The 14,109-nt window shown below is 65.9% G+C and carries 9 protein-coding genes; 2 read left to right on the plus strand and 7 right to left on the minus strand.

What is annotated here, in order from left to right; translation table 11 throughout:
- Positions 1–135: 135 nt before the first annotated feature.
- Together K226_RS0117605 and K226_RS0117610 are read right to left on the minus strand one after the other, a co-directional pair.
- Positions 136–2,238, minus strand: a complete 2,103-nt coding sequence (locus K226_RS0117605; RefSeq protein WP_024816039.1) for a diguanylate cyclase — start codon at positions 2,236–2,238, stop codon at positions 136–138.
- Positions 2,239–2,413: 175 nt separating this feature from the next.
- Positions 2,414–3,037 (minus strand): Crp/Fnr family transcriptional regulator, encoded by a 624-nt coding sequence (locus K226_RS0117610; RefSeq protein ID WP_024816040.1) that lies wholly within the window; start codon positions 3,035–3,037, stop codon positions 2,414–2,416.
- A 265-nt stretch (positions 3,038–3,302) separates the two neighbouring features.
- On the opposite strand from K226_RS0117610, the gene K226_RS0117615 reads away from it, so the two are divergent.
- On the plus strand, positions 3,303–4,325 hold the full coding sequence (locus K226_RS0117615; protein WP_024816041.1) for a porin: 1,023 nt from the start codon (positions 3,303–3,305) through the stop codon (positions 4,323–4,325).
- Positions 4,326–4,463: 138 nt separating this feature from the next.
- On the opposite strand, the gene K226_RS0117620 is transcribed toward K226_RS0117615, so the two are convergent.
- The 4 genes from K226_RS0117620 to K226_RS0117635 all read right to left on the minus strand — a co-directional run bounded on the left by K226_RS0117620 (position 4,464) and on the right by K226_RS0117635 (position 11,896).
- Positions 4,464–5,816 carry a glycerate kinase gene (locus K226_RS0117620; RefSeq protein WP_202899912.1) on the minus strand — a complete coding sequence of 451 codons (1,353 nt, stop codon included), beginning with the start codon at positions 5,814–5,816 and terminating at the stop codon, positions 4,464–4,466.
- 136 nt (positions 5,817–5,952) lie between these two features.
- On the minus strand, positions 5,953–7,428 hold the full coding sequence (locus K226_RS0117625) for an efflux transporter outer membrane subunit (RefSeq protein WP_024816043.1): 1,476 nt from the start codon (positions 7,426–7,428) through the stop codon (positions 5,953–5,955).
- The gene (locus K226_RS0117630) at positions 7,421–10,579 is read right to left on the minus strand and encodes an efflux RND transporter permease subunit (RefSeq protein WP_024816044.1); all 3,159 of its coding nucleotides are present in this window, start codon (positions 10,577–10,579) and stop codon (positions 7,421–7,423) included. Before K226_RS0117630 ends, K226_RS0117625 begins: the two co-directional genes overlap by 8 nt.
- Before the next feature lie 12 nt (positions 10,580–10,591).
- Positions 10,592–11,896, minus strand: coding sequence for an efflux RND transporter periplasmic adaptor subunit (locus tag K226_RS0117635; RefSeq protein WP_024816045.1), 1,305 nt, complete (start codon positions 11,894–11,896; stop codon positions 10,592–10,594).
- A 183-nt stretch (positions 11,897–12,079) separates the two neighbouring features.
- Here K226_RS0117635 and K226_RS0117640 point away from each other — a divergent pair, with 183 nt between their 5' ends.
- On the plus strand, positions 12,080–12,712 hold the full coding sequence (locus tag K226_RS0117640) for a TetR family transcriptional regulator (RefSeq protein ID WP_024816046.1): 633 nt from the start codon (positions 12,080–12,082) through the stop codon (positions 12,710–12,712).
- Between the two features lie 48 nt (positions 12,713–12,760).
- Here the strand turns inward: K226_RS0117640 and K226_RS0117645 are convergent, their stop codons facing one another.
- A complete protein-coding gene (locus K226_RS0117645) occupies positions 12,761–13,999 on the minus strand; it encodes a urate hydroxylase PuuD (protein WP_024816047.1) in 1,239 nt (412 codons plus the stop codon).
- Positions 14,000–14,109 lie beyond the last annotated feature (110 nt).

Here is a 14,109-nt window from a genome sequence, read left to right on the forward strand (position 1 = left end):
GAGACCCGGCCTCCGGCCTCAAAAAAAGTACACCATAAAATACAAAAACCATAGCTACCAGCGCTTACCCCACAAGCGCCAGAGCCCAAAAACACCAAAAAAACACACCCCAGCAAGAAGGCTGAAAAACCACCCCTACACCGGCCCCAACGCCATACGCCCCGAGGCCGCAGCCTGGTCGGCATGGCGCGTTTCCACCCGGTTGCGCCCCGCCCGCTTGGCGTCGTAGCACGCCATATCGGCCGCATACAGCACCGAAGGCACATCCTGCAAGCTGGCATCCAGCACGACCAAGCCAATACTCACCCCCAGCGTGAAGCTGCGCCCCTGGTACGAAGGCTCCCACGCTTGCACTGCGGCGCGCAGTTGCTCGGCCAGCGCCTGCCCGCGTGCCAGCGAGCAGCCGGGCAGCACCACGGCAAACTCGTCGCCGCCCAGGCGCGCTGCCCAGCCGATCTGGCGCACCTGCGACTCCAGCAGTCGCGCCACATGGCGCAGCACGTCGTCCCCCGCATCGTGGCCGGCCACATCGTTGACCACGGTGAAATAGTCCAGGTCAAGAAACAGCATCACACCATCGCCCTCGCCCTCGGCGGCATCCGCGGCCGCAATGCCCGGTATGCGGGCCCGTGCTGACCGCTCGGCCAGCAGCACGCCCATGCGCTGGACAAAGGCTTCCCGGTTGCACAGCTGGGTCAAGGGGTCATGAATGGCGGCCCAGTCCTGCTGCTGCTGCGCCTCGCGCGCGGCCGTCAGGTCTTCCAGAATCCAGACGGTGCCGCCCGCCATGTCGTGCACCCGCACGCCCCGGCCCTGCACCCGCGCCCAGACGGGGCTGCCGTCCTTGCGCATGAAACACACGTCCCCGTCAAACGCCGCGTGGGCCGCAAAATCGGCCTGCACCCGCTCGCCCAACCGCGCGTAGTCTTCATCCGACGCATAGAGGGTGCGCGCCGCGCGGCCCTGCAACTCTTCGGTGGTGTAGCCGAGCATCTGGCAGGCCTGCCGCCCCACCACTTCCAGAATGCCCTGCCGGGTGATCACGATACCCACCGAGGCGTTGTCCAGGATGGCCTGAAACTGCCCTTCCAGCTGGTCCCGCTGCTGACGCTGCTGCGCGCTGTGCTGCACCTGGCCTTCAAACACCTGCACCAGGGCTCCCACCTCACCCGAGGCGCGGGGCCACACGATGCCATCGCCGCGCTGCCCGCGCGCCAGCTGCAACGCGCTGTGGCACAGCTGGGCCAGTGGCTGCGCCATCCACACCATGAGCCCCGCCAGCAGGGCCATGCTGGCACCGATCAGCGCGGCAGCAAGCCACCACGCCTTGCGCTGCGCACCTTCCAGGGGGGCCAGCATGGCGCGGGCATCGCTCACACGGGCCACGAACCACTGCGGCAGCGGCATTCCGGCCATGCTCACGATGTGCGCCGGCAGCACCTCGGTGGTGCCGCGCCCGGCCACCGGCTGCGCCTGCTGCAGCCACCCGGTGTACACCGGGCCCAGCCCCGTTTCATCGCGCACGTTTCCCAGAATGCGCAAAGGATCGGGGTGCGAGAGGATGGTGCCGTCGCGGGTAAAAACAATCAGCCGGGAGTCGTCGCGCGCCGGCAGCGTCATGGACGGCGGCAGCAGCCCTTGCGACTGCAGCTTGAGCGCCCCGGCCACCACCCCCATGACCGAGCCATCCTCGCGGCGCAGCGGCATGGTGAACATGACCCGCGCCTCGGCGGTACGGCCCGCCACCAGCTCGGACACCAGGGGTTTGCCCCCCGTCAGCGTGCGCCGCAGGGCATCGCGCTCTGAAGGGTCGAGGTTGGCTGCGTCTTCCAGGCGGCCAGAGTGCAGATTGACACGCAACGCCCCGTCGTGGCGGGCCACCTGCATGGAATCGAAAAACTGCACAGCCGGCAGACCCTGCTGCAACAGCCACTCCAGGGACGACGGCGAGTTGAGCATGTCCGGTGTGATGCCCTCGGCCACGGTGCGCAGCACTTTCTGGCTTTGCTCGATCTTGCTGGCCAGCAGCCGCGCCATCACCTCGACCTCTTCGGTCTGCTGGCCCACCAGGCGGCGGATGGACTCGCGCCCCGAGGCGAGCGAAGCCAGCCACGCCGACAGCGCCCCCGACACGGCCACAGCCAACAGGGCCACCAGCATGAGGCGCAACACCAGCGACCCGGGCCACCGCCAGCCTGGCGAATCGGTGGGAGCCGGCGTGCGCGCCCAAGGCGTCATGCGCATCCCGCGCGCGGCAGGCCCAGGGCAAAAGGAGGGAGAAGGTGCGACATGGGTACAGGCTTTGCCAGAGAAGTCTCCGGCAAATATACGCAGCGCCCCGCCCTGGGCGCATGGGTGGAACCCTCGTTTCAGCCCAAGGAAAAACCCTGAGCCAACAGACTGGGCAATGGGGTCAGCAACCCGCCACCGACTGCAGCGCGTGCGGCTGCGGAAGATTGAGCACGTTGCCGGTGCCGGCGATCAGCCCGTGCTCGCGCAGGTGGCGCAAAACACGCGAAAAGGTCTCGGGGGCGATACCCAGCTGCGCGGCAATGAGGCGCTTGCGCTGGTGCAGCGTCACGCTCATGGCGCCGCTGTGATCAGGAAGTGCATGGTTGAGCAGCCACTGGGCGCAGCGCGCCTCTGCATCCTGCGCCAGCCGGCTCACGGCCAGCTCGGACTGCTGGCGGTACCCGGTGGCCATGTCCCGCAGCAGCCCCTGTGCCACGGGCGGCAGCGACGCACACCCGCGCCGGAACTCTTCGATCGGAAGGCGGCGCACCTGAATGCGCGTCTCTGCCACCATGTCCACGGGAAAAGGCTTCTCCAGCATCGCGGAAGCCGCATCCAGCCAGAAAGGCCCTTCCACCACGCCCAGCTGGTGGCGCATGCGCCCGTCCTCATACACGCCGCGCAGTACCCGCCCGCTTTCAAGGTGCAGCACCGAAGTCAGCGTCTGGTTGCGCCTGCGAAGCACTTCGCCGGCGGCGAGCACTTCGATCTGGGCAGGAAGGGAGAAGAATGTGGATGGCAACATGTAGCCCACTTTGCCGCGCGATAGTGCTGCGCGTTTTGAGGAAGATCAAATGTGAGTTTGACCCTGCCAGGGCGCACACCTGCCGTATGCGCCGGATCAAAAACACGGAGAACACGAAAAACAACAGTTGAAGCACTCATGCGGCATAGAACTTGCAACAGATTGTTGGTGACACGATCATGCAGGGCGCAACGCACTGTCATGACGGTGTCATGCCCTTTCTGGCCGGGATAACCGGCACTTACAACCCCCTGCAGGAGTTTCTATGAAAAAAAACCTGATTGCCTTGGGCGCCGCACTGCTGTGTGCCGCCGGGGCCCACGCCCAAAGCTCCGTCCAGCTCACCGGTCTGGTGGACGTGTTTGCCGGCTCCATGAAGATGGCTGGCGACGCCTCCAGCAAGTCGGTGGTCGATAGCGGTGGCCTGACCACCTCGTGGTTTGGCATGAAGGGCACCGAAGACCTGGGCGGCGGCCTGAAGGCCCACTTCAACCTGACCTCGTTCATCAAGGTGGACACCGGCACGCAAGGGCGCTTTACCGGCGACACGTTCTTCTCGCGCGATGCCAACGTCAGCCTGTCGGGCGGTTTTGGTTCGGTGCTGCTGGGCCGCTGGATGGCGCCCAACTTCCTGCCTTCGGTGGTGGGCAACCCGCTGGGTGACTCGTTCACGTTCTCCCCGCTGATCCTGCACAAGGATGTGCCGCTGTTCAACGGCACCGGCTGGCGCTCCATGACCCCCGCCGACACGGGCTGGAGCAACCAGATCGTGTACTCCACGCCAGACATCGGCGGCTTCAAGGCCAACCTGCAATACCAGTTTGGCGAACAGGCGGGCAAGAGCGGCAAGAACAACGTGGGCGTCAACTTCTTCTATTTTGGTGGCCCGCTAACCCTGACCGGCTTCTATGAAAACGCCGACATCAACAACCCGGTGAACACGCTGCTGGCCAACAACCAGAAGTACTGGATGCTGCTGGGCGCCTACGACTTCGGCATGGTCAAGCCCTACCTGAGCTATGGCGAAAAGAAGATCGACGACACCGCCTCCACCAAGGGCAAGACCTACCAGGTGGGCGCCTCTGCCCCCTTGGGCAATGGCAAGCTGCTCGCCGAGTGGGTGAAAACCGAGTGGTCCACCCCCGACGTGAGCCGCAAGACATTCACGCTGGGCTACGACTACAACCTGTCCAAGCGCACCGACGTGTACGCCATGTACATGAACGACAAGATCACCAGCCAGACCAACGGCAACAGCTTCGGCGTGGGCATCCGCCACCGCTTCTGATCGCCGCGCCCTAGGGCGCTTGCAAGGCACGGCAGAGCGATCTGCCGTGCCTTTTTTCATGCCACGGCGCTGGCGGCCACCACCCCATCAAATTTGAGTCAAAAGTGCCTCAAGCGCTTATTCAGAAAGCGCTAGCAGCTATAAAACAAGGAGCACCCTGAAGTCATTCACGTTGGTATGCGTGGGCCCGGTGATGACCAGATCACCCAGCGCCTCGAAGTAGCCATAGGCGTCGTGGCGGTCCAGGTGATCGGCCAAGCGCAATTGCGCCGCTGCGGCGCGCGCCAGGGTGTCGGGCGTGACCAGCGCGCCCGCGTTGTCTTCGATGCCATCAATGCCATCGGTGTCGGCCGCCAGCGCCCACACGCCATCCATGCCCTGCAGCGCCTGCGCCAGCCCCAGGCAGAACTCGCCAGCGCGCCCGCCGCGGCCAGGGGCCGCGCCCTCACGGCGCGGGCGCACCGTCACGGTGGTTTCGCCGCCGCTCAAAATCACGCAGGGTCGCTCAAACGGCTGGCCGCGCAACGCCACGCCGCGCGCCAGTGCCGCGTGCACACGCCCCACCTCGCGGGATTCGCCTTCCATCTCGTCGGACAGGATGTAGGCCGCCAGCCCCGCCCCGCGCGCCATGGCCGCTGCCGCCTCCAGTGCCTGCCAGGGTGTGGCCACCAGGTGCACTGAATGCCCGGCAAAGGCGCCATCTGCCCGCTTGGGCGTCTCCAGCGCACCGCTTCGCAGGGCCTGGCGCACGGGCGGCGGCACGTCGATGCGGTAGCGCGCCAGAATTTCCAGCGCATCGGCGCAGGTGGTGGCATCGGGCACCGTGGGGCCGCTGGCGATGACCGACGGGTCATCGCCCGGCACATCACTGATGGCAAGCGTGACCACACGCGCAGGCGCGCAGGCCGCGGCCAGGCGCCCGCCCTTGATGCGCGAGAGGTGCTTGCGCACGCAATTCATCTCGCCAATGCTGGCCCCGCTTTCGAGCAGGGCACGGTTGATGCGCTGCTTGTCTGCCAGCGCCAGGCCGTCTGCGGGCAAGGTGAGCAACGACGAGCCGCCGCCCGACACCAGGCACAGCACCAGGTCGTCGGCCGTCAGCCCCGCCGTGAGTGCCAGCATGCGCTCAGCCGCCGCCATGCCCGCCGCGTCGGGCACGGGGTGCGCGGCCTCGACCACTTCAATGCGCTGCACCAGTCCGTCTGGCCGGGGCGGCACATGGCCATAGCGCGTGACCACCAGGCCCGACAGCGGCGCTTCGGGAGGCCACAGGGCCTCCAGCGCCTGCGCCATGGAGCCGCCCGCCTTGCCGGCGCCCAGCACCAGCGTGCGCCCACGCGGCGGCTCGGGCAGCCAGGCCCGCATGCCTTGCAGCGGCTGGGCGCTGCGCACGGCGGTATGGAAAAGCGCTTGCAAAAATGCGCGCGGCTGGGTGCGGTAATCCGGCAGGGCCTCGCCCGAAACGTCAGAAGGTGCTTGCATGGCAACCATTGTCGCCGCGGCCCCGCGCTTTAAAAAGCGGGCGCTGCCGGCACGGCGCAGGCCCCTCTTTAACCCAACCGGGGCAAAAACGCCGCTGGCTAACGGTCAGCAGCCGGGGCCACGCCTCCCCCCCGGCAAGCCGCTGTCAGTTTTGCGGGGCAGCGGGTGCGGCGCTGGCCGCGGCATCGCGCCAGCCGCCGCCCAGCGCCTTGTACAGCGCCACCTGGTTTTGCCGCTGCGCCAGCTGCGACTGGGCCAACGCCTGCTGTGTGGCAAAAAGGGCGCGCTGGGCATCGAGCACATCAAGGTAACTGGCCACGCCATTGCGGTAGCGCAGGTCGGCCAGGCGGAAGCGGTCGGCCTCGGCGGTGGCTTGTGCCTGCTGGGCCAGCACCTGCTCGCCCAGCGTGGCGCGGCCGGCCAGGGCATCGGCCACTTCGCGGAACGCGCTTTGAATGGCCTTGTCGTACTGGGCCACCGCAATCTCGCGCCCGGCACGGGCCGAGTCGAGTCCGGCCTGGTTGCGCCCGGCATCAAAAATGGGCAGCACGGCCTGGGGCGCCAGCGTCCAACCCCACGAACCGCTCTTGAACAGGCCCGACAACGCATTGCTGGCGGTGCCAGCGCTGGCCGTCAGGGCAATGCGCGGAAAAAACGCCGCCCGCGCCGCACCGATGTTGGCGTTGGCCGCAATCAGCTGCTGCTCGGCCTGGCGGATGTCCGGGCGGCGCTCCAGCAGGTCGGATGGCATGCCTTCGGGCACATCACGCAGCGCCACTGCGCCGCCATCGGCCTGCACATTGGGCAGCAACCGCTCGGGCACGGGTTGCCCCACCAGCAGCGTGAGCGCGTTCACATCGAGCGCGCGCAGGCGTTGCTGCTGGGCCAGGGTGGACCGCGCAGCAGCCGTCAGGGATTCGGCCTGGCGCAGGTCCAGGGCAGAGGTCACGCCCTGGTCAAAGCGCAGACGATTGAGCCGCAGCGAGTCGTCCCGGGTGACCATGGTGCGCTGCGTCAGGCTCAGCAGTTCTTCGTTAGTCTGCAGGCTCAGCCAGGTGCTGACCACCGATGCAATCAGACTGGTCTGCACCGCGCTGCGCGCCTCCTGCGTGGCCAGAAATTGCGCCAGGGCCGCTTCCTTCAGGCTGGCCACACGGCCAAAAAAGTCGATCTCCCAGGATGCCATGGCCAGACCAGCGGTGTAGGCGCTGCTGATCCCGCCACTGCCGTCAGCCGCCGGCTGGCGGTTGCCCGTGGCGGCGGCGTTGATGGTGGGCACCTGGTCGGCACGGCGAATCTGGTACTGCGCCCGGGACTGCTCGATGGAGAGCACCGCCACGCGCAGGTCGCGGTTGTTTTGCAGCGCCAGCTCCACCAGCTCGCGCAGGCGCGGATCGCCCACAAAGTCCTGCCAGGGCAGATCGGCCGCTGCCGTGGTGGCGGTGGTGCCTGGGGCAGCGCCCACAGCGGGCCATTGCGCCGCCACAGGGGCCGGCGGACGCTCATAGGTGGGGATCATGGAGCAACCGGCCAGCAGCGCCACAGCGGCAAGTGCCGTGGCAGCGGGCAGGCGGGCCGCGCTAGAGCCGGCAGCCCGGCGGGGCGTAAAAATATCAAGCATGGGTGTTTCCTGTGTCCGCCTGGTGCGAGTGCTGGGCATCAAATTGCCGCTGGCGCGCGCTGCCCTTGAACAGGCTGCGCACCACCACGAAGAAGATCGGCACGAAAAACACGGCCAGGAAGGTGCCCACCACCATGCCCGAGATCACGCCGGTGCCAATGGCACGCTGGCTGGCCGAACTGGCGCCCGAGGCAATGGCCAGTGGCACCACCCCCAAAATGAAGGCCAGCGAGGTCATGACGATCGGACGGAAGCGCAGGTGGGCCGCAGCCAGTGCCGACTCAATAACGCCCTTGCCCTGCGCCTGCAGGTCTTTGGCGAACTCGATGATCAGAATGGCGTTTTTGGCCGACAAGCCGATGATGGTGATCAGCCCCACCTGAAAGTACACGTCATTCGTCATGCCGCGCAGGGTGATACCCAGCAGCACGCCCAGCACCCCCAGAGGCACCACCAGAATGACCGACAGCGGAATCGACCAGCTTTCATACAGCGCTGCCAAACACAAAAACACTGCCAAGATGGCAAAACCATACAGCACCATGGCCTGCGAGCCGGCCAGCTTTTCTTCGCGCGACTGACCCGTCCATTCAAAGCCAAAGCCCGCGGGCAGCTGCGAGGCCATGCGCTCCATCTCGGCCATAGCGTCGCCCGTGCTGAAGCCGGGCGCCGCGCCACCGGCAATGCGCATGGCGGGGTATCCGTTGTAGCGCACGGTTTGCATGGCACCGCTGATCCAGCGCGTGGTGGCAAACGACGACAGCGGCACGGCCTTGCCCTGGCTGTTCAGCGCCGTGAGCTTGAGGATGTCCTCGGGCTGCATGCGGGCCTGGGCCTCGGCCTGCACCACCACGCGCTGCAGACGCCCGGCGTTCGGGAAGTCGTTGATATAGGCCGAGCCCAGCGCCGTGGAGATGGCGTTGTTGATGGCGGAAAAACTCACGCCTTGCGCGCTGGCCTTGTCGCGGTCGATGTCGACCTGCAGTTGCGGGGCGTCTTCCAGACCGTCTGGGCGCACGCCCGCGAGCACCTTGCTCTTGGAGGCCATGCCCAGCATCTGGTTGCGTGCCGCCACCAGAGCATCGTGGCCGTTGCCACCACGGTCTTGCAGGCGGAAGGTGAAGCCCGAGCTGACCCCCAGCTCAGGAATGGCGGGCGGGCTCAGCGCAAAGATGAAGGCGTCACGCACACCCGACAGCGCGCCCATGGCACGGCCGGCAATGGCCTCTGCCGTGTGCTCGGCGCCCGCGCGCTCGGACCAGTCCTTCAGGGTCACAAAAGACAGGCCGGCGTTTTGCCCCTGGCCCGAGAAGCTGAAGCCCAACACGGCAACCATGTTCTTGACTTCGGGCTGCTTGAGCATGAAGTCCTCGACCTTCTCGACCACGGCCTGCGTGCGCTCCAGCGTGGCGCCCGGCGGCAACTGGATGTTGACGAGCAAATTGCCCTGGTCTTCGTTGGGCAAGAACGAGGTGGGCAGGCGCGTGTAGAGCACCCCCACGGCAGCGATCAGCGCCACATAGACGACCATCATGCGGCCGCCCCGGCGCAGCAGTTTGGCCACCCAGCCTTCATAGCCCTTGGCGGTGCGGGCAAAGCCGCGGTTGAAGCCGCCAAAAAAGCCCTTCTTGGAATGGCCATGCCCGGCCTCGACCGGCTTGAGCAAGGTCGCGCACAGCGCGGGCGTGAGCGACAGCGCCATGAAGGCCGAAAAAGCAATCGACACACCCATCACCGCCGAGAACTGGCGGTAGATGTTGCCCACCGAGCCGGCAAAGAACGCCAGCGGCAAGAACACCGAGATCAGCACCACGGTGATACCGATGATGGCGCCCGAGATCTGGCCCATGGCCTTGCGCGTGGCCTCCAGCGGGGGCAGGCCTTCCTCGTTCATGATGCGCTCGACGTTTTCCACCACCACGATGGCGTCGTCCACCACGATACCGATCACCAGCACCATGCCGAACATGGTCAGCACGTTGATCGAAAAGCCCATGGCCAGCAGCGCACCAAAGGTGCCCAGCAGCGCCACCGGCACCACGATGGTCGGGATGATGGTGTAGCGGAAGTTCTGCAAGAACAGATACATCACCAGAAACACCAGCACGATGGCTTCGAGCAGGGTCACGGCCACCTGCTTGATGGAAATCTTGACGAAGTTGGAGCTGTCGTAGGGAATGGTCCAGCTCACGCCAGGCGGAAAGTATTTTTCCAGCTCGGCCATGCGGGTCTTGACGGCTGTGGCAGCGGCCAGCGCATTGCCCGAGGGCGACAACTGCACCCCCATGCCGGTGGCGGGCTTGCCGTTCAGGCGGGCGGTGGTGGCATACGACTGGGCGCCCAGCTCGATGCGCGCCACATCCTTGAGGCGCACCGTGGAGCCGTCGGCATTGGCGCGCAGCACGATCTCACCAAACTCCTTGGTCGAGCTGATCTGCCCGGGCACCACCACGGTGGCCGAGATGCTCTGGCCGCTCATGTTGGGCAACTCGCCCAGGCTACCCGCAGACACCTGCGCGTTCTGCGCCTGGATGGCGCTGGCGACGTCGGCCGCCGACAGGTTGAAGCCCTGCAGCTTGGCCGGGTCCACCCACACGCGCATGGCACGCTCGGCGCCAAACAACTGCACCTGGCCGATGCCGGGCAGGCGCTGCAGCTCGGGCACCACGTTGCGCGCGGCGTAGTCGCTCAGCGAGTTCACGTCGAACTTGGGGTCGGACGACGACAGCATGGTGAACAGCAAGAAGTTGCTGCGCGACTTGTCCACGCGCACGCCCTGCTGGTTCACCACCGCTGGCAGCCGCGGCGAAGCGCGCGAGAGTCGGTTTTGCACCTCGACCTGCGCCAGGTCGGGATTCGTGCCCGGCTCGAAGCTGAGTGTGAGGGTGCCGGTGCCGTTGGCCTGGCTCACGGCCTCCATGTAGGCAAGGCCGGGCGCGCCGTTCATCTCACGCTCGATCACGGCCAGCACGCTGTCTTCGAGGGTTTGTGCCGAAGCACCTGGATAGGCGGCACTCACCACGATGCTCGGCGGTGCCACCGAGGGGTATTGCGACACGGGCAGCTTGGTGATCGACACGGCGCCCAGCACCATGACGAACAAGGCAATCACCCACGCAAAGATGGGGCGGTCAATAAAGAACTTGGCCATGGGGCTGGCTCCTTATTTCTGCTCGGCACTGGCGGGAGCAGCGGGGGCGCTGGCCGCAGGTGCAGCGGCCGGTGTAGCGGCAACGGGTGCAGCAGCGGCGCTGCCGGGGGCTTGCCAGGGCACCGCCTTCACGGGCGTGCCGGGCGGCATCATCTGGAGCTTCTGAAAGCCATCGACCATGACCTGCTCACCGGCCTTGAGGCCTTCCAGCACGATCCACTGGTTGTTGCGCGCGGCACCCACCTTCACCATGCGCGGGCTGAGCTTGCCATCGGCGCCTACCACCGTGATCTTGTCGCCTTGCTGGGTGCGCGTCACTGCCTGCTGGGGCAGCGTGATGGCATTGGCCACCTGGGCCTGCTCCAGACGCACGCGCACATACAGGCCGGGCAGCAAGTCACCCTTGGGGTTGGGCACCTCGGCGCGCAGCGTGATCTGGCCGGTGCTCGGGTCCACTGTCAGGTCGGAAAACAGCAGTTTGCCGGGGAGCGCATATTCGCTGCCGTCCTCCAGCACCACGCGCACGATGGCGGCTTCGCTGCCCCCGGCGCGCTGGAGCTGGCCATCGGCCAGGGCACGGCGCAGTTTCATTACCTCGCCAGCCGACTGGGTGAAGTTGACATACACCGGATCAACCTGCTGGATCACGGCCAGTTGCGTGGCTTCGCCCTGCCCCACCAGAGCGCCTTCGGTGACCAGGGCGCGGCCGATGCGGCCCGAAATGGGCGCCGTGACGCTGGCGTAATTCAGATTGATGCGGCCGGTCTGCACGGCGGCACGGCCTGCGGCCACGTCGGCCTCGGCCTGCTTTTGCGCCGCCACGGCGTTGGCGTATTCCTGCTGGCTGACCGCGTTGGCGGCCAGCAGTGGCTTGTAGCGCTCGGCCAGCGCGGCCGCCTGCGTCAGGTTGGCCTGGGCGCGGGCCAGCGTGGCCTGGGCACTTTGCAGCGCCGCCGCATAGGGAGCGGCGTCAATCGTAAACAGGGCCTGCCCTGCCTTGACGTCGCTGCCTTCGCGAAACAGCCGCTTTTGCAAGATACCGGCAGCACGGGCCCGCACCTGCGCCACGCGCGAGGCTTCCAGGCGCCCGGGCAGCTCGGTCACCAAACCCACATCACCCGGTGTGGCCACCACCACGCCCACTTCGGGTGGCGGCATGCCGCCACCGGCCGCCGCCGGTGGCGCCTCGGACTTGCCACAGGCCGCCAACAGCAATACAACGGACAGGCCACCCGCCGCAACGCCCAGGCGCACACGCGCAGGGGACAAGGCAGAGGCAACAACGGGGGCAGTCTTGACATTGGGCAAGGCAGACATGGTGTTCCTTGGAGAAAAAGGTGCGGCAAATCCGCAGAGTGAACCAGTTTAGTGTGGCGCGCCGATCTGCGCACAGGCCTGCAACATGGCCCACGGCACGGCAACGAAGGCTTGCATTAAAGCATACATACATTCAAGAATGTATGTATAGTGACGAATACACCCCATCAAGTGAGGTATTTCATGGCCCGACGCACCAAGGCGGACGCACAGACCACGCGCAACAACCTTCTGGATGCTGCGGAACAATTGTTTCAATCGCGTGGCGTTTCACACACTTCCCTGAATGACATTGCCACGGCCGCAGGCACCACGCGGGGGGCGATTTATTGGCATTTCAAGGACAAGGCCGATCTGTTCAACGCCATGATGGAGCGCGTGACCCTGCCGCTGGAGCAAACCCTGGTGGTGGCGTATGTGGAGCAGTCAGCCCACCCCGTGGCCGAGATCCGCAGTGCCATGCTGGAGGCGCTGCGCCTGATTGCCACCGACGAGCAAACCTGCCGCGTCCTCAAGATCGCCACCCACCAGGTCGAATACACCACCGACATGGGCGCCGTGCTGGAGCGCCACCTGAGCGTGCACGGCGGCTGCGTGGCGCGCAACCATGCTGCGCTGCAACGCGCCTTTGCCGCCCGCGGCCAGTCCCCACCCATGGCGCTGGACTTTGCCGCCCGGGGCTTGCAGGTGCTGGTGGAAGGGCTGGTGCACCAATGGCTGCTCAATACCGAAGCATTTGACCTGCAGGCCAACGGCCGTGCGGCGCTGGATGTGTACCTGAGGGGCCTTGGCCTGCACGACACGGCACCCGGCTGATCTGCGCGCCGGATCGTTGCATCCGGCCCATCCAACCCCTCCAACCGGTCACTGGGTGGCGGCACCCGCCTGGTACCAGCGCCCGATCAGTGCACGTTCTTCGTCGGTCATCTGTGTGGCGTTGTTCATGGGCATGAGCTTTTGCACCACGGCCTGCTGGTAAATGGCCTGGGCGTGCTGCTTGACCAGGGCGGTCGAATCCAGCCGCAGGTTCTTCATCTGTACCTGCTCGCCATGGCACATGTAGCAACGCTGCTCCAGCACTGTTTGCACTGATTTATAGTCATTTTGATCTGTAGCGTTTATGGGATAAGCACCACTAGCTACTAAATCAGTAGCGCCCATCTGCACCGTCGGCGGCGCAGGCCGCAGCCAGGCCACCATGGCGACCATCACGGCCACCCCCACCAGCGCATACGGCAGCGGATTGCCGCTCTTGCCCAGCTTGTAGCCATGGCGCATCACAAAGAACTGCCGAATGGCCGCTCCCGCGAACATCATCATGATCAGCACCAGCCAGTTCTGCGGGTGGCTCCAGGTAAAGCTGTAGTGGCCGCTGAGCATGGCAAACAGCACCGGCAGCGTGAAATAGGTGTTGTGCACGCTGCGTTGCTTGCCACGTTTGCCGTGAATCGGGTCCACCGGCAGGCCTGCCTTGATCTGCGCCACCACCGTGCGCTGGCCGGGGATGATCCAGAAGAACACGTTGGCACTCATGGCCGTGGCCATCATGGCGCCCACCAGCAAAAACGCCGCGCGGCCCGCAAACCAGTGGCAGGCCAGCCACGAGGCCACGCACACCAGCGTGAACACGAGCGCGCCCACAATGGCATCACCGTGCTTTCGCTGCCCGAAAATGCGACAAACCGCGTCGTACAGCAGCCAGAACACCACAAAAAACGCCAACGCCACCACAATGGCCGTGGCGGGCACCCAGTCCATGCGCGACTTGTCGATGAGGTAAGTGCTGGCGCTGTACAGGTACGACACCGTGAACAGCGCAAACCCGCTGATCCAGGTGCTGTAGCTCTCCCAGAAGAACCAATGCAGGTGTTTGGGCAGCCGGGGCGGCGACACCGCAAACTTGACCGGGTGATAGAACCCGCCGCCGTGCACGGCCCAGAGCTCGCCGCTCACGCCCTGTTGCTTCAGGTCTTCATCCTCGGGCGGCGTGAGGCTGCTGTCCAAAAAGACGAAGTAGAACGACGAGCCAATCCAGGCAATCGCTGTGATGACGTGGACCCAGCGCAGCAGCAGGTTGGCCCAGTCGAGAAGATAGCTTTCCATGTTTACGGTTCTCAACCTTCGCGGCACGCCATAGCGCGCGCCACATATGCAACCTGCTCACCACTGCGGGCGCTCTGAGCAGACAAAAGGGCCGCGCACCATGGCAACAC

Origin of the sequence: Acidovorax sp. JHL-3 (assembly GCF_000526295.1) — a bacterium.
GTDB lineage: Bacteria > Pseudomonadota > Gammaproteobacteria > Burkholderiales > Burkholderiaceae_C > Acidovorax > Acidovorax defluvii.